The organism is Acidovorax sp. GW821-FHT10E03 (assembly GCF_059415205.1).
In genome coordinates, this window is the sequence record NZ_JBWKMU010000003.1 from 330,138 (window position 1) to 352,699 (window position 22,562).

General features: G+C 67.4%; 20 protein-coding genes. 5 read left to right on the forward strand and 15 right to left on the reverse strand.

The features are described from left to right. Nucleotides 1–64 precede the first annotated feature (64 nt). From hutC to AC07OD_RS07390, 13 genes are all read right to left on the reverse strand, one after another. Entirely contained in the window at nt 65–886 is an 822-nt protein-coding gene (gene hutC / locus AC07OD_RS07330; RefSeq protein WP_218341083.1) for a histidine utilization transcriptional repressor HutC, read from the reverse strand. Between the two features lie 13 nt (nt 887–899). Continuing rightward, complete coding sequence (locus tag AC07OD_RS07335) at nt 900–1,679, reverse strand: ABC transporter ATP-binding protein (protein ID WP_218294731.1); 780 nt, start codon at nt 1,677–1,679, stop codon at nt 900–902. Beyond that, entirely contained in the window at nt 1,676–2,512 is an 837-nt protein-coding gene (locus AC07OD_RS07340; protein ID WP_492245387.1) for an ABC transporter permease, read from the reverse strand. Before AC07OD_RS07340 ends, AC07OD_RS07335 begins: the two co-directional genes overlap by 4 nt. A gap of 35 nt (nt 2,513–2,547) precedes the next feature. Continuing rightward, a complete protein-coding gene (locus AC07OD_RS07345; protein WP_218294729.1) occupies nt 2,548–3,513 on the reverse strand; it encodes an ABC transporter substrate-binding protein in 966 nt (321 codons plus the stop codon). Nucleotides 3,514–3,878: 365 nt separating this feature from the next. Next, nucleotides 3,879–5,285, reverse strand: coding sequence for a sensor histidine kinase (locus AC07OD_RS07350; RefSeq protein ID WP_218294728.1), 1,407 nt, complete (start codon nt 5,283–5,285; stop codon nt 3,879–3,881). Continuing rightward, on the reverse strand, nt 5,282–5,968 hold the full coding sequence (locus tag AC07OD_RS07355; protein ID WP_218341080.1) for a response regulator transcription factor: 687 nt from the start codon (nt 5,966–5,968) through the stop codon (nt 5,282–5,284). The genes AC07OD_RS07350 and AC07OD_RS07355 overlap by 4 nt, the downstream gene beginning before the upstream one ends. Nucleotides 5,969–5,977: 9 nt before the next feature. Continuing rightward, a complete protein-coding gene (locus tag AC07OD_RS07360; RefSeq protein ID WP_218294726.1) occupies nt 5,978–6,295 on the reverse strand; it encodes a hypothetical protein in 318 nt (105 codons plus the stop codon). Between the two features lie 16 nt (nt 6,296–6,311). Continuing rightward, the gene (locus tag AC07OD_RS07365) at nt 6,312–6,779 is read right to left on the reverse strand and encodes a Spy/CpxP family protein refolding chaperone (RefSeq protein ID WP_218294725.1); all 468 of its coding nucleotides are present in this window, start codon (nt 6,777–6,779) and stop codon (nt 6,312–6,314) included. 197 nt (nt 6,780–6,976) lie between these two features. Further along, nucleotides 6,977–7,252 (reverse strand): hypothetical protein, encoded by a 276-nt coding sequence (locus AC07OD_RS07370; protein WP_369642651.1) that lies wholly within the window; start codon nt 7,250–7,252, stop codon nt 6,977–6,979. A gap of 42 nt (nt 7,253–7,294) precedes the next feature. Then, the gene (locus AC07OD_RS07375; protein WP_218294723.1) at nt 7,295–7,495 is read right to left on the reverse strand and encodes a hypothetical protein; all 201 of its coding nucleotides are present in this window, start codon (nt 7,493–7,495) and stop codon (nt 7,295–7,297) included. A gap of 157 nt (nt 7,496–7,652) precedes the next feature. Next, a complete protein-coding gene (locus tag AC07OD_RS07380) occupies nt 7,653–7,964 on the reverse strand; it encodes a hypothetical protein (RefSeq protein WP_218294722.1) in 312 nt (103 codons plus the stop codon). 153 nt (nt 7,965–8,117) lie between these two features. Beyond that, nucleotides 8,118–8,378 carry a hypothetical protein gene (locus AC07OD_RS07385; protein ID WP_218294721.1) on the reverse strand — a complete coding sequence of 87 codons (261 nt, stop codon included), beginning with the start codon at nt 8,376–8,378 and terminating at the stop codon, nt 8,118–8,120. A 625-nt stretch (nt 8,379–9,003) separates the two neighbouring features. Further along, nucleotides 9,004–10,689: a long-chain fatty acid--CoA ligase gene (locus AC07OD_RS07390; protein ID WP_494595867.1), complete on the reverse strand. Its 1,686-nt coding sequence runs from the start codon at nt 10,687–10,689 to the stop codon at nt 9,004–9,006. A gap of 212 nt (nt 10,690–10,901) precedes the next feature. Here AC07OD_RS07390 and AC07OD_RS07395 point away from each other — a divergent pair, with 212 nt between their 5' ends. Then, nucleotides 10,902–11,258 (forward strand): hypothetical protein, encoded by a 357-nt coding sequence (locus AC07OD_RS07395; RefSeq protein ID WP_494595869.1) that lies wholly within the window; start codon nt 10,902–10,904, stop codon nt 11,256–11,258. 66 nt (nt 11,259–11,324) lie between these two features. Here the strand turns inward: AC07OD_RS07395 and hrpA are convergent, their stop codons facing one another. Continuing rightward, a complete protein-coding gene (hrpA, locus tag AC07OD_RS07400; RefSeq protein ID WP_494595871.1) occupies nt 11,325–15,407 on the reverse strand; it encodes an ATP-dependent RNA helicase HrpA in 4,083 nt (1,360 codons plus the stop codon). Between the two features lie 198 nt (nt 15,408–15,605). Between hrpA and AC07OD_RS07405 the strand changes: the two genes are divergently transcribed. The 4 genes from AC07OD_RS07405 (at nt 15,606) to argA (ending at nt 21,570) form a co-directional block, all read left to right on the forward strand. Then, on the forward strand, nt 15,606–17,474 hold the full coding sequence (locus tag AC07OD_RS07405; RefSeq protein WP_494595873.1) for a serine hydrolase domain-containing protein: 1,869 nt from the start codon (nt 15,606–15,608) through the stop codon (nt 17,472–17,474). 359 nt (nt 17,475–17,833) lie between these two features. Further along, entirely contained in the window at nt 17,834–18,085 is a 252-nt protein-coding gene (locus tag AC07OD_RS07410; protein WP_218294716.1) for a hypothetical protein, read from the forward strand. Nucleotides 18,086–18,107: 22 nt separating this feature from the next. Further along, nucleotides 18,108–20,138 carry an AAA family ATPase gene (locus AC07OD_RS07415; RefSeq protein ID WP_494595875.1) on the forward strand — a complete coding sequence of 677 codons (2,031 nt, stop codon included), beginning with the start codon at nt 18,108–18,110 and terminating at the stop codon, nt 20,136–20,138. Between the two features lie 85 nt (nt 20,139–20,223). After that, nucleotides 20,224–21,570, forward strand: a complete 1,347-nt coding sequence (gene argA, locus AC07OD_RS07420; protein ID WP_218294715.1) for an amino-acid N-acetyltransferase — start codon at nt 20,224–20,226, stop codon at nt 21,568–21,570. Here the strand turns inward: argA and blaACA are convergent. Then, the gene (gene blaACA / locus AC07OD_RS07425) at nt 21,557–22,471 is read right to left on the reverse strand and encodes an ACA family class A beta-lactamase (RefSeq protein WP_370628465.1); all 915 of its coding nucleotides are present in this window, start codon (nt 22,469–22,471) and stop codon (nt 21,557–21,559) included. The genes argA and blaACA overlap by 14 nt on opposite strands. Nucleotides 22,472–22,562 lie beyond the last annotated feature (91 nt).

Genomic DNA, 22,562 nt, shown 5'->3' on the forward strand with positions numbered 1-22,562 from the left:
GGCATTGATCCTGTATATACAAGTAGGTACAAGCGTAAAAAAATCGGGCCCTTCAGGCAAGCGTTCAACCAGCGACCGGGTTGCCGTCGGCTCTAAAGCGGCTGCCCAGGCGGTAGCGGGTCGCGGGGTGCAAACAACGCACCACGGTGATGGGAATCCCGCGCGACCAGGTGCGGCGGGTGAGCAGCAGGCAGGGCTCCTGCGGCGACATCTCCAGCAGCGTGGCCTGCTCAGCGGTGGGCATGACGGCATCGACCACGTGCTCGATCTGGTCGAACGGCACGTTGCGCACCAGGTATTCGGAGGGCTGCAGCAGCGTGAAGTCCTGCGCGGCGAACTGGGGCACCTGGCGCGGATTCACGTGGCGGTCTTCCAGCTGCACGGGCAGGCCGTCCTCGCGGTGGACGCACAGCGAGTGGAACACCGACTCCCCCGTGCGCAGGTCCAGCGCTGCCGCCACTTCGAGCGTGGCCGAGATGCGCTCCACGGCCAGCACGTCGCAGCGGTAGTCGTGCCCCCGCTGGCGGATTTCGCTCGCGAGGTTGGCGATCTGCAGCAACGTGGACTGTGGCTTGTCTTCCGCCACGAAGCTGCCCACGCCGGCCACGCGCACGATGCGGCCCTGCTCCACCAGTTCGCGCAGCGCGCGGTTCACCGTCATGCGCGAGATGCCGAACTGGGTGACCAGCTCATTCTCGGACGGCAGTCGGTCGCCCGCGCGCCAGATGCCTTCCTGGATCTTGCGCGAGATATGGTCCTTGATCTGCTCGTACAGCGCCATCGCCTGTGCGGGCGCCGCCACGGCCGCCACCACCCTGGCCGGAGCGGCAAGCGGCGCGCTGCGCGGGGCAGCTGCTGCGGGACGGCGGGAAGGACGGGCGCTCATGGGACGAAGGCGTTCAGTGCAGATCGGCCGCCATGGATTCGGCGCGGATCTCTTCCGTCAGGCGCGCCTTGAGGTCCATGAACTCGGGGCTGGTCTTGATCGTGTAATGGCGCGGGTGCGGCAGGTCCACCGCCAACTCGGTCTTGATGCGGCCGGGCCGCGCGCTGAACACGGCCACGCGGTTGGCCATGAAGATGGCCTCGTCGATGTCGTGGGTGACGAAAAGCACGGTCTTGCGCTCGGCCTCCCAGATGCTCAGCAGCAGCTCCTGCATGAGCACGCGGGTCTGGTTGTCGAGCGCGCCGAAGGGCTCGTCCATCAGCAGGATCTTGGGGTCGTTGGCCAGCGCACGCGCAATCGCGGTGCGCTGCTGCATGCCGCCCGACAGCTGCTTGGGAAAGTGCTGCTCGAAGCCGCGCAGGCCCACCTTGGCGATGAAGTACGCGGCGCGTTCCTTCTGCTGGGCTTCAGGCATGCCGCGCTCGCGCAGGCCGAAGCGGATGTTCTGCTCGATGGTGAGCCAGGGGAACAGCGTGTAGCTCTGGAACACCATGCCGCGCTCGGCGCCCGGGCCTTCCACGGGTGCGCCGTCGAGCAGCACGCGGCCGCTGGTGGCGTGGTCCAGCCCCGCGACGATGCGCAGCAGCGTGGACTTGCCGCAGCCCGAGGGGCCCAGGATGGTGACGAAATCGTTGTCCTGCACTTCGAAGTCGACCGGCTGCAGCGCCTGCGTGCGCTGGCCCTTGGCGGTCTCGAAGACGCGCGAAACGGCTTGGATGGATACGCGGCTCATCGCACAAAACTCCAGGCAAACAGACGGTGGTTGAGCGCCTTGAAGGCGAAGTCGGACACCAGCCCGATGAGGCCGATGATGATGATGCCGAAGATGATCTGGCCGGTATTGAGCAGCGACTGGCTGTCGGTGATCATGTGGCCGATACCGCTCGAAGAACCGATCAGCTCGGCCACGATCACGTAGGTCCAGGCCCAGCCCAGCACCAGGCGCAGGGTCTCGGCGATCTCGGGCGCGGCGCCCGGGATGAGCACGCGCGTCACGATGCCCTTGTGGCCGGCGCCCAGCGTGTAGGCGGCCTCCACGAGGTCGCGCCGGGCGCCCCCCACGGTCACGGCCACCATCAGCGTGATCTGGAAGACCGAGCCGATGAAGATGACCAGGATTTTCTGCGTCTCGCCAATGCCGGCCCACAGGATGAGCAGCGGAATGAAGGCCGACGCGGGCAGGTAGCGGCAGAACGAGACGAAGGGCTCGAAGAACGCCTCGATGCCCTTGTAGGCGCCCATGGCGATGCCCAGGGGCACGGCGATCACCGCGGCCAGCACAAAGCCACCGACCACGCGCCAGATGGTCATGCCGATGTCCTTGATGAAGCCGTATTCGGTGAACAGCAGCCAGCCTTCCTTGGCCATGGTGATGGGGCTGGCCAGGAAGGTGGGCGACACGAAGCCGCCCAGCGTGAAGAACGCCCACACCGCCACGAACACGACGAAGAAGGCCAGCCCCAGCATCCAGCGGGCACGGCTGCTCACGGGCTCCAGGGGAGCCAGCGAGCGCCGGCGCACGGGAGCGTGGGACTCGGTAACGGACAGGGGTTGCACTGCAGACATGGCGCGCTCTTCTTTGGCTCGGAAAAACTCAGTTGTTACTTGATGAAGCTCGCGTCGAAGGTGGCGGCCAGATCTTCAGGCGCCTTGCGGATGATGCCGGCCTCCAGCAGGATGCCGGTGGCATCCTTCATGAACGTGGTCAGTTCGCCCGCGAAGAACTTCTGGTTGGCGGCCTTGTCCTGCCAGCGCAGGAAGGACGACGACTTGGCGAACTGCTCGCCCGTCTGCTTGACGGCCGCGCCCATGATCTCGTTGGACTTGGTGGGGTCGGCCTTGATCATGTCAAGCGCCTGGAAGTACGAATTGGCCAGGGCCTGCGCGGCCTTGCCGTTGGCCTTGAGCCAGGTGGGGTCGCAGCCGACGGTGTCCATCACCATGGGGTAGTCGAGCGTGGTGGCCAGGATCTTGCCGGCGGCAGGGTTGTCGCGCACGGTGGAAAGATAGGGCTCGTACGTCATGGCGGCATCGTTCTGGCCGGCCACGAAGGCCTGCGCGGCCGCCTGGGGCGACAGCGTGGTGGTCTTCACGTCCTTGAGGCTCATGCCGTTCTTGCTGAGCATCCAGGCCAGGCCGAAGTACGGGGCGGTGCCGGGAGCATCCACGCCGATGGTCTTGCCCTTCAAGTCGGCAAAGCCCTTGATGTCGCCCCGCACCGCGATGCCGTCGGCGCCGTAGGACTTGTCCATCTGGAAGATCTGCACGATGGGCACGCCGTTGGCGTTCCAGGCCACATGCGTCTCGACGGTGGTGGCGGCGCACTGGATGGACTTGGAGGCCAGGGCCAGGTGGCGGTCCTTCTGCGGGATCATCTTGATCTCCACATCCAGGCCGTTCTTCTTGAAGATGCCCGCCTTGTCGGCCAGGGTGAGCGGCGCGAAACCCGTCCAGCCGGACATGCCCAGCACAATCTTGGTTTCCTGCGCCTGGGCCGGGGCGGCCAGGGCCATCACGCATGCCGTTGCCGCTGCCAGCGACGTCCATTTCACAACCGATCGAGTCATCATCTGCTCCTGTTTGAAGAAAGTACCTTAGCCCATCCCGGCCGGGTCGCACCCGCATTCCAGCCGCCATGATGACAGCCGCAGCATACCTGTATATACAGGGTAAACGCTAAAGAGTCCCCAAAAGGGGCCGGTAGCCAGTTTGAGCAAGAATGAGGCCAACGTAAGTACCCCACGCCGGCGACCGCAGGGGAAAATCAGAAATTGATAGCAAACCATCCATGGCAGGTATATGCCCACGCCGGTCTGGCATCCATTTCGCGCTTCGCGAAATCGTACGAAGAAAAACACCGCGCCACGCCAACGCACCATCGCGGTGCAGTGCGGCGCCCTCGGCAGGCCGGGGGGCCGCGGGGGCACCCAGCTCAGGCGACGATCGGCAGGCGCACCGTGACCGAAAGGCCGGGCCCGGCGTTGCGCATCTGCAGCGTGCCGCCGTGCGCCTGTGCCACCAGCCGGCACAGGTACAGGCCCAGGCCCACGCCGCCGGTGGTGCGCTGCCGCGCCGTGTCGGGCCGGTAGAACGCCTGCGCCAGGTGCGGCAGGTGCTCTGGGGGAACACCCGGTCCGTGGTCGCGCACCTCCAGTTCGAGCGTCTGCGCCGCGAGGCGCAGATGCAACTCGGGCGGCGGCGCGGCCGGATCGCTGCTGTGGCGCAGGCTGTTGTCCAGCAGGTTGCGCAGCAGCAGGCGCATGCGGGAGCGGTCAAGCGACAGCGGCGGCATGCCCTGCTGTGCATGGAGGGTGATCCCCGCCGCGCCGGCATGGCGGCCACCGAGCTCGGCCACCACCTCCCGCGCCAGCGCAGCCAGGTCCACGGGCTCGCGGTGCAGGGCGGCGTGGCGTCCAGCCAGGCGCTCGCTTTCGAGCAGGTCGGTGATGAGTCCGGCCATTTCACTCAGGTCGCGCATCAGGGCCTGCCGCTGGGCCTGCACGTCGGCGGTCTCGGGCAGCAGCTCGGTGTTCAGGCGGGCGCGGGTCAGGGGGCTGCGCAATTCATGGCTCATGGCCAGCAGCAGGGCCCGCTTGGCCTCCAGCATCTGGTGGATGTCATCCCCCATGGTATTGATGGTGGCCGCCAGTTGCCCCAGCTCGTCGGGCCGGTGGGCATGCCGCACGGGGATCGCCTGGGCGAAATTGCCTTCGCCAAACCGCTGCGCGCCCCGGCGGATGTCGTCGAGCGGGCGCAGCAGATGCCGCACGTACACATAGGCCAGCGCGGTGAGCAGCAACAGCACCGTGAGCGTGCCCCACGCAATGCGCGGGCGCTTTTCCCAGGACAGCGCATTGAGCCCGAACTCGATGCTGTGTCCGTCCGCCGTGGTGCGCTGCAGGAGCCGGCGGCCCTGGTCGTCGCTGCCATGGCCGTTCCAGTGCTCCTCGCGCTGGAACTTGTCGCTCATCCAGTCGCTGCGCGGCTGATCGGGGTGGGATTCCCAGTGGACCACCGGCCCGTCAATGCGCAGCGTGACCGGCAACCGGCTCGCGATGGCCTTCGCCCGCTCGATGCTGGGCGGGCTGCCGATCTCGTCCGCGAGGCGGTCCACGTAGTCCATCAGCAGGGGCCTGGCCGCCTCGCGCCAGCCCACGGACACCGCCTTTTGCACTCCGCCCATGAAGGTGACGGCCACCGTCACCGCGAGCGCCATGAACACTAGCACCAGCCGGATGCGCAGCGAATACCCGACCGCGCGCCGCGCGCGGCGGTGCCAGGGGCAATCGTGCCCGTCTTCGGCCCCCTCGCCAGGACGCGAACGCCGCCAGAACCTCATGGCGCCGCCCGCCGCAGGGCCAGCGAGTAGCCCGCGTTGCGCAAGGTCTTGATGCAGTCGAGCGGTTCCAGCTTCTTGCGCAGGCGGCTCACCACGATATCGACGGCGCGGGTGTACAGCTCGGCCTCGTGCCCGCGCAACTGGTTCAGGATGTCATCGCGGCTGAACACCTTGCCCGGTTCGCGTGCCAGCAGATGCAGCAGGTCGAATTCGGTGCCGGTCAGCTCGACGATGCCCCCTTGTCGCAGCACGCTGCGGCGCGCGGCATCAATGCTGAGGCCTTCAAACTCCAGCGTCCCCGAATCGCCGCCCTGCCCCGGCGCGCGGCTGCGGCGCAGCACGGTCTGCAGCCGGGCCACCAGCTCGCGCGGCTCGAAAGGCTTGGGCAGGTAGTCGTCGGCACCCAGCTCCAGGCCCACCACGCGGTCCATCACCTCACCCCTGGCCGTGAGCATCACGATGGGCAGGTCCCCCTGCTTGCGGATGGTGCGGCACAGTTCAAAGCCGTCCATCTCGGGCAGCATGACATCAAGGATGGCGGCATCAAAGCCGCCCGCCCCGAGCCGGGCCAGGCCTTCGCTGGGCTTGAGCGCATGGACCAGCTCCAGCTCGAAACGCTGGAAATAGATGGCAAGCGGCGGACCCAGCTGGGCGTCGTCGTCAATGAGCAGGATGCGGTGCATGCGCGATTCTTACATTGGCAGGCCGCTGCCGGCCACCGGCGGAGCAAGCAATGCGCGGTGCCGCCGGATGAGCTCCCGCAGGCGGTGCTGCGCAGGCAGGTGCAGCGCATCGAAGGCGTCCGCGGCCGCGAGCAGCGCAGGCAGGGCGGGCGCGGCGGCAGCGGGCTGGCGCGCCACGAGCCCGAGCGCATGCTCCCTGTCAAAGCGCGGCCCCCATACCAGCGACATCAACTCGTCATGGGGCTCGGGCATGCCTGCCAGCAGCACAGGGCCGTGCATGCGCACTTCCTGCGTCAAGTGGTGGATGGGATCCAGCATCGGTGACATGGAAAATGCTCCTGCCTCAGCCGCGCGCCATCCAGCCCCTGCGCCGCTGCATCAGCTCGCGCACCTTCTGCTGCTGGTCCGGATTCAGGCTGTCGTAGAAGTCCGCCAGCGCATTGATCACTTCAGGGCTGTTCGCCTGTACCGCGCGGGTCTTCTCCTCCAGCAGGCTCTGCGCGCGTGCACGGTCGAACTTGTCGCCCGCGACGATGGCCTGCACTTCCGCGCGCGGATCGGCTGTCTTGCCCAGGAAGGCCGTGCGCTGTGCCTCCATCCTGTCCGCCAGCACATTGAGCTTTTGCTTCTGCGCATCGTTCAGGTCCAGCTTGCCGCTGACCCGGTCGACCACCTTGGCGCGCACCTCCGCCATTTTCTCCGGGCTCATGGGCCCGTGGCGGTGGGCTCCACTGGAACAGGCCGTCAGACCACCTACCATGATGGATGCGCCAAAGATTCCTACCAGCGTTCTCTTGATCCAGGGTTTCATGATCAGTCCTTTCGGGACGGTGTTGAACATGGCCCTGATGGTGCCGGCAGGTGCTTCGGGAGTGGTCTCGACGCAGTTTCGGTTTATTTCATTTTGTTTCGCGGGATAAGGCGCTGGCAAAGGCCCAGGTCCTTTTGGAGCGCTTCAAGCCGCGCCCGCAGGTGGGGTGCAGCAGCCAGATCGAGACAGGCGGAATCTCAGCGCAGGACGGCGGACAACACCACCAGCCGGTTCGACAGCTCCACGGCGTCGGTGCGCATCTGGATGAGCGGAACCGTGCCCACGCTGCCCCCGCCATACCAGATGTTGAAGGCGGTTACGCCGGGGAACCCGTCGGCGTGGCCATAGGCCTCGATGGCCTCGTCAATTTCGGCATGCAGGGTGGGGGTGCCGACCAGGACCTTTCCGTCAAACACCCGGGCCAGGTATTGCGCGGCGCCCTCGGGCCGAATGTGCAGTGTCAACACCCGCATGGTTTCTCGCTGCACGCACCCGGGGCGCACCCAGTCCCGTCGTCAACCCATCGCCTGGGGTTCGCGGTATTCCAAGTCTGCAAACTGTAATTCCCGCTCCATGCCATGGCTGTCTCCCCGCCAAGGCGCGAGATCGTCGGTTTGCTGGCGCTGGAAAACCCGCTCCATCGGCTGCCCCATTTGCAAGGCAGGCGCTTCTGGCCACGCTTCTAGATGATGGGATGGGGGATCGAAAGAAAACATGCTGAACTCCTCGCACGGGCGCCGCACTGGCCCCGTGGTGATTGAGGCATGGGCCCGAACACACGCATGTCGGAACCCCGTGAAGACAGGTGTAGGACAACACTGACGTGGATGCGGGCGCCGCCCCGCCGGCAGGATCGCAAAGCCCTGGGCGCCGTCAGGCGGCCTTTGCCAGCAGCGGGGATTCCCCGATCCCCAGGGCATCGCCCTCGCCCGCTAGAAGGCCGATGCAGTCCAGGGCCGTCGGCGGATCGCAGGGCTCGGCATAGACGCGCAAGGCTATGTCTTGGGCGGCGGGAGAGAAATAGAGCCAGAGATTGTCCTTTTCCTTGTCATAGCAGGAAAAGAGCGCCCTGCCGGACCCCGGGGGGCACATCAGGAACTTCGACATGAACATCTGCTGAATGCGCAGCGTGGGCTCAAAGGCCTGATCATCATTGCCGAGTGCCAATTTGTACCAACTGCTCATATGCGCCTTTCACCTGGCCGTGCCAGTAAATACGGATGGCCCATCGTATTTACGCAGCGCGGCCGCGGCACTTCTGGTGCGGCGCATCAATTTGTAGGACAGTGACTCCGAGCGGGGTTTACGGGCATGAGGCCGGATACGTGGCACGGCCCATCAGTCGTATGAAGCCTCCAGATCGGTGTGCGCCTCCGGGCGGGGCGCCCTCACGCGGGATCGATAGGCTCTGAGCGTCGCGCAACCCAGGCCGGTGATGTACAGCACCTGCGCCTTCTGCTGTGGCGAATCGACGGGCGGGAGCTGCACTTCCACCATACCGGCCGCACGCAACACGCGCAGCTTGTCGATGTTGACCACGTCCGATTCAATCAGGGGAAGCGCATCGCGCTCCAGCTCCCTTAGATACTCCATTGGCATGGCGGCCTCCGGCGTGAATGAAGGAACATTGTGCGGCGCGAGCCCCCGGGGTTCAAGGATTGATACACGAAGCTACAACCTTGCGGGCCGGGCAGCCAGGGGCCCCAAATGAAGCACCAGCGCGGCTGGGCGCCCCGCTGGCAGCCGCGTAAACCCCTGCCGATATTGTTGCCATTCGGATTTTTGTAACAAATCCCGCGCCATCCATACCGGTCTTACCGTAGGAAACCGCCTACGCGGTCCTTCGCTGTTGTCGCACTCCGGCCTGGAGTACGCACACCTAGCATCCTTGCTTCATCAAAGGGGATGGCCATGCCAATCGTCGTGATTTTCTTCGGGATCCAGCTGATCGCCGTGGCGCTGGCCGCCGCGATCGTGGGCATCTGAGCTCCACCCGCGCCTGCCAGCGGCTCCATCACCGCTGCCCCCGAGCCTTCGAGGCTCTGACCCTGGCAAGGGTCGCTGCCCCATCCAAACCGGACTTATTTCACGGTTGGGCCGCACACGGGCGGGCGGGCGGCCAGAATCGGACCTAGGATGCACCTACCGTCAAATCCCTGGCGGTTTCGCCCCTCCCTGTGCGAGTGATGCAATGATTTAGCCCGCCCCGTGCGGGCTATTTTTTTCAGCCCGCTTCCAGCTCCTGCAGCTGCCTCCACATCACCTTGCCGCTGCCGCTCTTGGGCAGTGCATTCACGAACTGCACGATGCGCGGCACCTTGTACACCGCCATGTTCTCGCGGCACCAGTCGATGATCTGCTGTTCGGTGGTGTCCTTGTGCGATGCGCGCAGCACCACCACGGCCTTCACGGTCTCGCCCCGGTAGCTGTCCTTGGCGGAGATGATGCAGGCCTCCTGGATGGCGGGGTGGCGGAACATCAGCGCCTCGACCTCCGCCGGCCAGACCTTGAAGCCGCTCGCGTTGATCATGCGCTTCAAGCGGTCGGTCAGGAAGAAGTAGCCGTCCTCGTCCATGCGGCCCAGGTCGCCCGAGCGGAAGAAGCGCTTGCCCTCGAACTCGATGAAGGCCGAGGCGGTGGCATCCGGGCGCTTCCAGTAGCCCTCGAACACCTCGGGGCCATGGATGATGATCTCACCCTGTTCGCCGACGGGCACTTCCTGCAGCGTGTCGGGATCGACCACCCGCGCATCGGTGCTCATGAACGGGATGCCCAGGCACTGCTGCTTGGGGTGGTCGGGCGGGTTCGAGTGCGAGGGCGCGGCCGTTTCGGTGAGGCCGTAGCCCTCCGAGTAGCGCAGTCCGTACTGTTCGAGCAAACGCTGCGCCACGGCCTGCGGCATCGCCGCGCCGCCGCCGCCAATGTAGACCAGGCTGGAGAGGTCGTAGCTTGCGAAGTTCGGGCTGCCCAGCAGGTCGATGACCATGGTGGGGATGTTGGTCCAGTTGGTGACCTGGTAGCGCGAGATGAGGCGCCCGGCCAGGTCGCGCTCCCAGCGGGGCATGATGACCAGGGTGGCGGCGCAGTAGATGGCGGTGTGCATCACGCTCACCATGCCGGTGATGTGGAACATGGGCACCACGGCCAGCGTCACGTTGTCCACCGAACCCGTGCCCCACAGGGCGCCAGCCGCCGCGTTGTGCATGATGCTGCGGTGCAGGTGCATGCAGCCCTTGGGCAGGCCCGTGGTGCCGCTGGTGTAGGGCAGCAGCGCCAGGTCGTCTGGCCCGACCACCAGCTCCGGGGGGGCCTCCGCGCAGGCCAGGGCGTCCGTCCAGGCATGGGCCTGGCCGCCCTCCAGGGCAGGCAGCGGGTGGCGCGTGCCCAGCCACTCCCGCCAGGCCTCGGGCGGCGCATCCGTGCCCGTCACCTGCGCATCGAACGCATCCGTGAATTGCGTCACCACCAGGTGTGTCAGGCGTTCGCCCGCTGGCAGCGCGTTGCTTGCCTTGGCCATCTCCGGAGCCAGGTCGCCCGTGGTGAAGGCCACCCGGGTGTCGGGATCGGTGATGTAGTGCTTGAGTTCTTCCGCCCGGTTCATCGGGTTGACCGGCACCACCACCGCATTGGCACGCAGGATGGCGAAGTGCGCCATCACCAGTTGCGGGCAGTTCTGCATGCACAGCACCACGCGGTCGCCACGCTGCACCCCCAGGGCCACCAGTTTCGCCGCCAGGCGCTCGGCGCCTTCGAGCAGGGCGCGGTAGCTCAGCGAAGCACCAAAGAACACCAGGGCCGTCTTGTCCGGATACCGGCGGGCACTGATGGCCAGGTTGTCCCACAGCGAGGTGGACGGCAGGGTGATGGAGCGGGGCAGACGCTGGGGCCAGAACTTGTAGTGAGGGCGCATGGGTGATTCGGTTCCTTTGAACCCGCAGCCTAGAGGCCCTGCACCCGCGTGGCATTGGGGATGCCACTGATGCCGGGTCGCGCATGTGACGCCGAGGCGCCGCGCCGCACGGGCAGCGGACACGCAGCGGGGGCCGCCGGGGAATGAGGATGTCTCGGATACCATCCTTGCGAAGCCGCATTGTTTCCCTTCCAGCAACGACGAGTTGACGCATGCTCACCGCCACTTACTACGCCCTGATGCTCCTGGTCGGATACGCCTGGTACAGGTATGGACAGAAACTGATCGACAAGGGCCTGCGCGACGAGAACGATGAGTTCACCAAGCCGCCTGTCGGGCCCGTCGGTTTTGTGCTCATCGGCGGTGTGGCGTGTTATCTGTTGTTCGAGGCCCTGCGCGCCCTGGTGCTGGGCAAGATTCCGTGCGTCGGGAAAGGCTGCGCAGGCCAGATCTACACCTTGGCAGAGCATTCCGGCCAGTACTGGGCCAACCTGTTTTTTGTGGTGTGGATGGTGCTCGCCCTGGGCTACACGATGTACGTGGCCCTCAAGATCTGGTTCAGGGCATGAGGCCCTGCTCTCGCACCTGAAATGGCGGCAGGTGCCCGCCGGAACCGGCTCCACCGGCCCCGGCCGTCAGCTATTGACCTGCGCCCACAGCTTGTCCAGCCGCTTCACGCTCACCGGCTGCGGCGTGCGCAGTTCCTGGGCGAAGAAGCTCACGCGCAGCTCCTCCAGCAGCCAGCGCAGCTCTTGCATGCGCACATCAACCTGCCCCTTGCGCTCGGCCACCAGGCGCCAGTAGCGCTGCTCTTGCGGGCGCAGCTCGGCCAGCTTGGCAGCGTCGCGGGCAGGGTCGGCGCGGTATTTATCCAGGCGCAGCGTGATGGCCTTGAGGTAGCGGGCATAGTGCGCCAGCTGTGTCCACGGGGCGGCCGCAATGAAGTTCTTGGGCACCAGGCGCTGCAGCTGCTGCTGCGCGTCTTGCGTGGCCTCGGGGGCGTTCTTGGTGTCCTTGATCTTGCGGGCGGCCGCCGCGTATTCGGTGAGGATGGTGGCGGCCAGGCGCGCCACTTCGTTGGCGATCAGCGTGAGGCGGCCCCGGCCTTCCTCCACGCGGCGCTTGAAGGCGAACTCGTCGGTGGGCAGCGGGTCGAGCAGAAAGGCCCGGTCCAACGCCACGTCGATGATCTGGGTGCGCAGCTCTTCCTGCGTACCCAGCGGCATGTAGGCCACCGCCATCTTCTGCAGGTCGGGAATGTTCTTTTCCAGGTACTTGAGCGCGTCCTTGATCTGCAGAGCGAACAGGCGGCGCAGGCCCGCGCGGTGTTTGGCCGCTGCCACCTCGGGCTCGTCAAACACTTCGATGGTCACGGTGTCACCGCCATCGATGAGCGCTGGGAAGCCGATCAGCGTCTGGCCCGCCTTCTTGATCTCCATCAGCTCGGGCAGCTCGCCGAACGTCCAGGTGGTGTAGCGCTGGCCTGCGGGGGCCGACGGCGTGGCGCTGGCGGGTTTCGCAGGCTGGGCAGGCTGCGCGGCACCTCTTACTCCTGATTTAATAGCTGCTTGCGCTTTACCATCAAGCGCTGGAGGCATATTTGAATCAGATTTCGCACCCTCTGCCGCCGCGCCGCCGAGCTTGAGTCCCGCCAGCGCCTGGAATGCCCCGCGCGCCTTGGCGCCCCACTCCGCTTTCAGCGCGCCCAGGTTGCGGCCATGGCCGAGCTGGCGGCCATGCTCGTCCACCACGCGGAAGTTCATGAACAGGTGCGGACTGAGCATATCGAGCTTGAAGTCCGCCCGCTTCACATCGAGCGAGGTCTCGTCGCGCACCTGCTTGAGCAGCACATCGGTCAGGCTGCCGGTGCCAAAACGTTCGGGCGTGCCCAGCAGCTCGGCCAGGCGGGTAGCGGACTCGGGCAGTGGCACGAAGCGGCTGCGTGGGCGCTGTGGCAGGCTTTTGAGCAGCGCCTGGATCTTGTCCTTGAGCATGCCGGGCACCAGCCATTCGCAGCGCTCGTCGCTCACCTGGTTGAGCACGAAGAGCGGGATGGTCACGGTGATGCCGTCGCGCGCATCGCCGGGCTCGTGCAGGTAGCTGGCGGCGCAGTCCACGCCGCCCAGGCGCACGGTCTTGGGAAACGCGTTGCTGGTGATGCCGGCCGCCTCGTGGCGCATGAGCTCTTCGCGCGTGAGCTTGAGCAGATCGGGCTGCTGGCGGGAGGCCTCGCGGTACCAGGCCTCGAAGCCATGGCCGCTGCACACGTCGGGTGGCAGCTGCTGGTCGTAGAAGGCATAGATCAGCTCGTCGTCCACCAGCACATCCTGGCGGCGCGACTTGTGTTCGAGCTCCTCCACCTTGGCGATGAGCTTCTGGTTGGCGGCCAGGAAGGGCAGCTTGCTCTCCCAGTTGCCCCCCACCAGGGCCTCGCGGATGAAGATCTCGCGCGCGGCGTGCGGGTCGATCTTGCCGAAGTTGATGCGCCGGCCGTTGTAGACCACCAGGCCGTAGAGCGTGGCCCGTTCGAGCGCCGTGACCTCGGCCGACTTCTTCTCCCAGTGCGGGTCGAGCAGCTGCTTGCGCAGCAGGTGACCACCTACCTGCTCGATCCACTGCGGCTCGATGGCGGCGATGCCCCGCCCGAACAGGCGTGTGGTCTCCACCAGCTCGGCCGCCACGATCCAGCGGCCGGGCTTCTTGTTCAAGTGGGCGCCCGGGTGCTTGTAGAACTTGATGCCGCGCGCGCCCAGGTACCAGTCTTCCTCTTCGCTGCGCGCGCCGATGTTGCCCAGCAGCCCGGCGAGCATGGACAGGTGCAGCTGCTCGTAGCTGGCGGGCTGCGTGTTGATGGGCCACTTGTGCTCGGCGACCACGGTGAGCAGCTGCGTATGGATGTCGCGCCACTCGCGCAGGCGGCGGATGCTGATGAAGTTCTGGCGCAGCAACTGCTCGTACTGGCGGTTGCTCAGCTTGTGGGTGGGCGCCGGTGCGGTGGCACTGGCCACCGCGGGCGCGGGTGCCGCCGCGGCCACCAGCCGCTGGGCCACGGGCAGGTGGGCCTGCGACGGTGCGCGCTGGTGGGCCATGGCCTTCTGCGCGCGGGCAGAAGGCAGCGTGGGCGCCCCGCCCCGTGCCTCGTTGATCCACTTCCACAGCTTGAGGTAGCCGCTGAACTCGCTTTTCTCGTCGTCGAACTTGGCGTGCGCCTGGTCGGCCTGCTGCTGGGCTTCCATGGGCCGGTCGCGCACGTCCTGCACGCTCAGCGCGCTGGCGATCACCAGCACCTCATCGAGCGCCTTGCGGTCGCGCGCCTCGATGATCATGCGGCCCACGCGCGGGTCGAGCGGCAGGCGTGACAGCTCCACGCCCATGGGCGTGAGTTCGTTGGCCTCGTCCACCGCGCCGAGTTCGCCCAGCAGCTGGTAGCCGTCTGCAATGGCGCGGCCCGAGGGTGCTTCGATGAACGGGAACTGCACCACGTCGCCCAGGTGCAGCGACTTCATGCGCAGGATGACGCCGGCCAGCGATGACCGCAAGATTTCGGGGTCGGTGAAGCGCGGGCGGGCGTTGAAGTCCGCCTCGTCGTACAGGCGGATGCAGATGCCGTTGGCCACCCGGCCGCAGCGGCCCGCGCGCTGGTTGGCGGCCGCCTGGCTGATGGGCTCGACCAGCAGCTGCTCCACTTTGCTACGGAAAGAATAGCGTTTCACGCGCGCCGTGCCTGCGTCGATCACGTAGCGGATGCCCGGCACCGTGAGCGAGGTCTCGGCCACATTGGTCGCCAGCACCAGGCGGCGGCCGGTGTGGCCGTCGAAGATGCGGTCCTGCTCGGCCTGCGACAGGCGGGCGAACAGCGGCAGCACCTCGGCATTGCGCATCACCGGCTGGTGGGCCAGGTGTTTGCGCAGGTGGTCGGCGGCCTCGCGGATCTCGCGCTCGCCGGGCAGGAAGATCAGGATGTCACCGGCCGCATTGCCCTGCCAGAGTTCATCCACGCCATCGGCGATGGCTTCGTTGAGGCCGTAGTCGCGCGTGTCCTCGAACGGCCGCCAGCGCTGCTCCACCGGAAAGGTGCGGCCGGAGACATAAATGATCGGCGCCGGCCCCTTGGCCGACTCAAAGTGCTTGGCAAACCGGTCTGCATCGATGGTCGCCGAGGTCACCACCACCTTGAGGTCCGGCCGGCGCGGCAGGATCTGACGGATGTAGCCCAGCAGGAAGTCGATGTTCAGGCTGCGCTCGTGCGCCTCGTCGATGATGATGGTGTCGTAGGCCTTGAGCAGCGGATCGGTCTGCGTTTCGGCCAGCAGGATGCCGTCCGTCATGAGCTTGACCGAGGCGTCGCGCGAGAGCCGGTCCTGGAAGCGCACCTTGAAGCCCACCACGTCGCCCAGCGGCGTTTGCAGCTCTTCGGCGATGCGCTTGGCCACGCTGCTGGCCGCGATGCGGCGCGGCTGAGTGTGGCCGATCAACTGGCCCTTCTGGCCTGCGGGCGCATTGCACTTGCCCCGGCCCAGGGCCAGCGCGATCTTGGGCAGCTGCGTGGTCTTGCCCGAGCCGGTTTCGCCGCAGACGATGACGACCTGGTGCTTCTCGATGGCCTCCATGATCTCGTCGCGCTTGCCAGATACGGGCAACGATTCGGGAAAGGTGATGCGCAGCGGCGCGGTTCGCGGGGCGGATCGGGGGGGAGTGGGAGGCGCGGATTCGGTCATGAAGCCACGCATTATCCGAGGCGGACGTTGGCCCCGTGCAACACAGGCCATGCGCGCGGCCAAACGGAGCACCCCGCGCTTCCTCCCTTGCGCGGTCTTTTGTCAAACGCCACTTTTTGGTGCCGGGGATTTCAGTATGTAATACCCCGGTTCCGCCCCGAAGATGTCTGCGTGGCGGGTGCCCTCCGGAATGACCGCATGCTCCCGCAGACATCTGCCCCGAATTTTTCCGCCCGCGACAGCGCCACCCCACCGCCCTCCTCGCGCCGCGACTGGCTCGCATGGGCCGGCACCGCAGCCCTGGGCCCCCTGCTGCCGGCCTGCGGGGGCACCGGCAACCCCGGCCCCGCGATGTCGGCCACCATGGCCTGGGGCCGCAACGAAATACGCCAGGCCATGCTGCGCAGCGATGCGCGGGCCGCTTCCGTCGCGCTGCTGCACGGCGACCGCCTCGTCTGGCAAGAGGCGTTCGGGGTGCTGGACGACACGTCCGCCACCCCGGCAACGCCCGACACGCGCTTCAATGTCGGCTCCGTCAGCAAGGTGCTCGCGGCGCTGGCCGTCATGGTGCTGGTGGACCGCCAGCTCGTGCAGCTCGACGCCCCCGTGGTGCGCTATCTGCCCCGGTTCACGATGCTGTCGGAAGACTACCGCGACATCACCGTCCGCCACCTGCTGAGCCATGCCTCCGGGCTGCCGGGCACCCACGCGCACAACATGTTTTCCTTTGCGCCGCTGTCAGGCTATGCGGCGGGGCTGGAGGCGGCGCTGGCCGGCGTGCACCTCAAACATGCGCCCGGGGCGCTGGCGACCTACTGCAACGACGGCTTCACGCTGGTCGAGCGCATCGTGCTCGCGGTCACCGGGCAAGGCTACCCGGCATTCGTGCAATCGGTCCTCTTCAACCCACTGGCCATGGCCCGCTCGGGCTACACGCTGCTGCCACTGCCCGAAGGCAGCTTCGCCCATGGGTACATCCACAAGGTGCGCCAGGGCCAGGAGTTCGTGATGGGCTACGCCACCGGCGGGCTGTGCACCACGCCGGGCGACATGATGAAGCTCGCCGCGATGCTCCTGCAGGGCGGTGAATACGACGGCCGGCGCATCGTCTCGAAAGCCGCCGTGCTGGAAATGGGCCGCGACCAGGGCCAGGGCACGCACCTTCACCTCACGCCCGACTGGCACGCCGGCCTGGGATGGGACAGCACGCGGCATCAGGGCCTGGGCGCCGCGGGCGTCCTCGCATGGCAAAAGAGCGGCAGCACGATGTTCTACGCCAGCGACTTCCACGTGCTGCCGCAGGCGGGCCTGGCCCTGCTGCTCACGGGCAGCGCCTCCAGCTTCAAGCCCGGGCCCATCGCCGAAGGCATTCTGCTGCGCGCGCTGCAGGAAACCGGCCAGCTCCCTGCGCTGCCGCCCAAGGTGTCCACCGCCGCCCCCGCGCTGGCCACCTCGTCGTCCAGCGCGGTCGATGCGGTGCTCGGCATCTATGGCCGCTCCTCGAAACCCCTGAAAGTCCTCTCGCCCGACAGCCAGCAGATCGACTTGTGGATCTGGTCCGCGCCGGCGAAGGACTGGGCACCGCTGTGCACGGGGCTTCGCCCGCGCAGCGACGGGTGGTGGTGGTCGGATGCCCAGCCCCGCACCCACTACCGCTGGGAGATGGCCGACGGCCGCCGCTACCTGCTTTCGCGCGAGCCCGCCACGGCGGGACACTACTGGGTCACCATGCCCGTGGGCCAGCAGATGCCGCGCGCCGCCGCCGCGCTCCCTGCGCAGTGGATATCGCGGCTGGACAGCACCTGGCTGCTCGCGAACGAAGCGTCCGAATCCATTCCGCTGGCCCTGGGTGTGGGGGCGGCCGCCCTGCGCGAGCTGCCCGAGCTTCCCGGCTACCTCTTCTGGGACGACAGCCAGTTCCTGCTGCCCCTGTCGCCGGACCGCGCCGGCATGGCGGTGCAGGTGCCGCTCAACGACGGCCGCGATCTGGTGGAGCTGGTCGTGGAAACCCGCGACAAGGAGGAATGGATGCACGCCGCCGGCTGGGCCTACCGCCGGCAGGGCTGAGCGCCGGCCCGCCCGCCCCGCAACCACCGCAGCACACAGGCGCAGGGCACGGGCCGCCCGGCACTGTTCCTTTCACACGACAAATGCAGCCGTTCGCGGCCCCCTGCGCTTGCCAAGCCCCCGGGGCCTCGCCACAATTCGCGCTTCTTTCTTTCAGGCATGTGCCCGCCGCCACGGCAGCCCCTGAAAACACTGGAGGTCACCGCTATGTTTGTTCCCTTGTTCGCTCCCGCCTGACCACAGTCCACCGCCCCGGCTGGACCGTGTGCGCACGCACTGTCCAGCCTTGGCCCCCGGCGCCCCCACGCGCTCCGCAAGCCCTGGCTCCATTGCCGGGGTTTTTTGTTTGTGGAGTGCACATGAGTGCCAAAAAATTGTCCCGGGCCTATGCCCAGGGTGAGATCAAGAAGCTGCGCCGCATGAAGCAGCCCCTGGTCGTAGTTCTCGAGTCCTCGGGCCCGCCCCGAAATCCCGTGGCCACCGCACTGGCCCGGCGCAGCCTGTCGAGCGCGGCAGGCAAGCACATCCGAGCCCGCGGGGCCCAGCGCCGCGCGGACAACGTCGCCCTGCGCAAGGCGATCCAGACATCCCGCTTCACCGAAAGCGACTGATGCGACACAACGATTGAAAACCATGGACCTTTCCACCCTTTCCGAAGACACGCCGCACAAGCGGCCCGCTCCGCCCATCGCGCAGCGGGAGCTGCTGGCCCAGCGCCAGCAGGCGCTGGCGCTGGCCGCAGCGCAGCTCAAGGCCGAGCTGTTTGGCATCGACGACGTGATCGACCGCGTGGTCGACGCCATCCGCGCCTGGTACGTGCTGCCCCAGCTCATCACCCGGCCCGTGATCGTGTGCCTGTGGGGCCTGACCGGCACGGGCAAGACGCAGCTCACGCGGCGCCTGGCGCAGCTGCTGGGCTTCTACGACCGCTTCGTGGAGGTGCAGATGGACGGCTTCAGCCACGGCGCGAGCTACCGCAGCTCGTCCATCTCGGGCATGCTCGCGGACTCCGGCATCCACGAGGGCGCGCCGGGCATGCTGGTGCTGGACGAGTTCCAGCGCTTTCGCACGGTGGACACCAAAGGCGCCGACGTGAAGGTGGAGCGCTACCAGGACGTGTGGACGCTGCTGTCCGACGGGCGCCTGCCGCCCGCGCTGAGCGCCCTCACCAACATCGAGCGCAAGCTGGCCGACGCGCATTACGAAGCCGAACGCGCCGACGACAACGAGGACGAGCGCGCCGGCAAGAAGCCCTACCGCTTCCAGCTCGACGCCTGGGATGCCCAGGAGCTCAAGCGCATGCTCAAGCTCTCGGAGCCCCTGGCCGAGATCATGCAGTGGCCGCCCGCGCAGGTGCAGGCGCTGTTCACGCGGTTCCAGCAGTCGCTGTCGTCCTGGGAGACCGACTACAGCAAGCTGCTGGTGTTCGTCTGCGGCAACCTCGACGAGATGTACCACGAGACCGCGCAGCGCGTGGAAGACTGCGACACCGACGCCGACATCTTCCACCACCTCACGCGCAAGCTCTCGCTCATCGACGTGAAGAAGGCCCTGAGCGAACGCTTCAAGCCCGAGCAGATCGCCCGGCTGGGCAACGAGCACGTGATCTACCCCTCGTTCAACAAGGCCACCTACGAGCAGCTCATCCGCAACCTGTGCGCGCGCTACTGCGACGACATCGCCGCACAGTGCGGCGTGCGCTTTGCCATCGGGCAGGACGTGCTGGACGAGCTGTATGCCAACGCGGTGTTTCCGGCGCAGGGCACGCGGCCGCTGTTCTCGTCGGTGCACGCGATCCTGAGCGCCAACCTGGTCAACGCCGCGCTGTGGGCACTGGAGCAGCAGCTGCCCCTGGCACAGGACGTCGCCATCACGCTGGCGGCCGACAAGCGCCACCTGGTGGTGCGCGGCCTCGGCGGCCAGGGCGAGGCGCGGCAGGCGCAGTTTGCGGTGGCGCTGGAGCTCAACCGCCTCAAGCAGCGCGCCAATGCCGACTTCCGCGCCCTGCTGGCGGTGCACGAAGCCGGCCACGGACTGGTGTACTGCCTGCTGTTCGGCCAGGCCCCGCAGGAGGTGAAGATCAACATCGCCTCGTTCGAGGGCGGCTACAACAGCTTCGCGGGCCTGAAGGTCACCACGCGGCAGAACGCGCTCGACATGATGTGCGTGGGCCTGGCGGGCCGGGTGGCCGAGGAGCTGGTGTTTGGCGAAATGGCCTGCACGACCGGCGCCGAGCAGGACTACAAGCAGGTCACGGCCGAAGCGGCGCGGTTCATCCGCCACCACGGCTTTGGCACGCGCCTGTCCCGCACCGACGTGACGGTGGAGCTGGACAACCACCTCAACACCGACGTGGAACCCAGCAATGCGGCCATCGAGCAACTGCTGCAGTCCCAGTACCAGCGCGCCAGCGCCCTGCTGCGCCAGCACCGGGAGGCCCTCACCCGCCTGGTGGAGGCCCTGCTGGACCACGGCATGATCGCCCAGCCCGAGATGCAGACGCTGATGGCCCGAAGTGGCGTGGCCATTGCGGTGGCAGCCCACACGGGGCCCGACGAAGCCCTGATCCTGGAGCCCTTCGCGGCCCGGCTGGCCGCGTTTCGGCAACAAACCGGAAGCCAACCCGCACCTGCCCCGGACAGCGAAAGCCCTGCATGCTTATGATGCGCGACTTGGCGGCCGCACGCGGCCGCCCGCCGTTGCCGGTTTTCCCCTCACTCCAAGGCCACCCCACCGCCCTCCACCGCCCATGTCCGCCGTTTTCAACTTCACCTTCGTCCCCTGGTTCCGCTCGGTGGCGCCCTACATCCACAAGTTCCGCAACCAGACCTTCGTGATCGGGCTCACGGGCGAAGGCATCGCGGCGGGCAAGCTGCACAACATCGCGCAGGATCTGGCGCTGATCCAGGCCATGGGCGTGCGCATCGTGCTGGTGCACGGGTTTCGCCCGCAAGTGAACGAGCAGCTCGCGGCCAAGGGCCATGCGGCGAAATACTCGCACGGCATCCGCATCACGGATTCGGTGGCGCTCGACTGCGCGCAGGAAGCCGCAGGCCAGCTGCGCTACGAGATCGAGGCCGCGTTCAGCCAGGGCCTGCCCAACACGCCCATGGCGGGCGCCACGGTGCGGGTGATCTCGGGCAACTTCCTCACGGCGCGGCCCGTGGGCATCGTGGACGGCGTGGACTTCCAGCACTCGGGCCTGGTGCGCAAGGTGGACGTGGCCGGCATCCAGCGCACGCTGGACATGGGCGCGCTGGTGCTGCTCTCGCCGTTCGGCTTCTCGCCCACGGGCGAGGCCTTCAACCTGAGCATGGAAGAAGTGGCCACCAGCGTGGCCATCGAGCTGCGCGCTGACAAGCTGATCTTCCTGACCGAGGTGCCGGGCATCCGCATGCTGCCCGGCGAACCCGAGAGCGAGGACAACCCCATCGACACCGAGCTGCCCCTGGCCGCCGCGCAGGCCCTGCTGGCCACGCTGCCCACCGCGCAGACGCCCACCGACACGGGCTTCTATCTGCAGCACTGCGTGAAGGCCTGCAAGGCCGGGGTGGAGCGCAGCCACATCCTGCCATTCGCGGTGGATGGCTCGCTGCTGCTGGAGGTGTACGTGCACGACGGCATCGGCACCATGGTGATCGACGAGAAGCTCGAAGAGCTGCGCGAAGCCACCATCGACGACGTGGGCGGCATCCTGCAGCTGATCGAGCCGTTCGAGAAGGACGGTACCCTCGTCAAGCGCGACCGCACCGAGATCGAGCGCGACATCGCCAGCTACACCATCATCGAGCACGACGGCGTGATCTTCGGCTGCGCGGCGCTCTACCCCTACCCCGAGGCCAAGACGGCCGAGATGGCCGCGGTGACCGTGTCCCCGCAAAGCCAGGGCACGGGCGACGGCGAGAAGCTGCTCAAGCGCATCGAGCAGCGCGCGCGCCTGCAGGGGCTGGACAGCATCTTCGTGCTGACCACCCGCACCATGCACTGGTTCATCAAGCGCGGCTTCCAGCCCGTGGACCCTGACTGGCTGCCCGACGCGCGCAAGCGCAAGTACAACTGGGACCGCCGCAGCCAGGTGCTGGTCAAGAGGCTCTGAGTGTTTCGCGCGCCGCCGCCACGGCGCGCGCCACCTGCGCAATGGCCGCGTCGCGCTGCTGCGGCGCGGCGGCGGACCGCGTGAGGTAGCAGGTCACCAGTACCGGCGCGCCGCCGCCCGGGGGCCACAACACGCCGATGTCGTTGGCCGTGCCGCTGTCGCCGGCCGTGCCCGTCTTGTCGCCCACCTTCCAGCCCGGCACGCCGGCGCGCAGGCGCTGGTCGCCGGTGCTCGTCTCCACCAGCCAGCGCTGCAGCCAGGCGCGCGACGCGGGTGTGAGCACATCGCCCAGCACCAGTTTCTGCAGGGTCTGCAGCATGGCCAGCGGCGTGGTGGTGTCGCGCGGGTCGCCCACCTTGGCTTCGTTCAGCGTGGGCTCGGTGCGGTCCAGGCGCGTGGTGGTGTCGCCCAGCGAGCGCACGAAGGCGGTGAACCCGGCCGGCCCGCCATGGCGCGCCAGCAGCACGTTGGCGGCGGTGTTGTCGCTCAGGCTCACGGTGGCGGCGCAGAGTTCGCCCACCGTGAGGCCCCCGCCGTCGCCCGCGCGCGGGCCGCTCGCGGGCGAATGGGCGATGACGGCCTCGCGGCCGTAGTGCAGGCGGTGGTCCAGCCGCTCCTTGCCCTGGTCCACCAGCGCCAGCATCCAGCCCGCCAGCACCGCCTTGAAGGTGCTGGCCATGGCAAAACGCTCGTCCTGGCGCCAGCCCAGCGCCAGGCCCGAGCCGGTGTCCAGCATGGCCACGCCCAGGCGGCCCTGGGCGGCGCGTTCGATGCCGGCCAGCGTGTCATTCCACTGGCGGGCCGTGGTGCCGCGGTCCGCCGCGGTGCCGGCGGCGGCGCAGCCCCAGATAGGCAGGGCGGTGGCAGCCATCAAACCCAAGGAAAACTGTCGTCTTTGCATAAGAGATGGAGGGGTGAGTTGAAGCAAGGACCGAACGATACGGTGATACAGCCCCCAGCACCATCGACAATAATTGCCGCCAGCCCCCAGA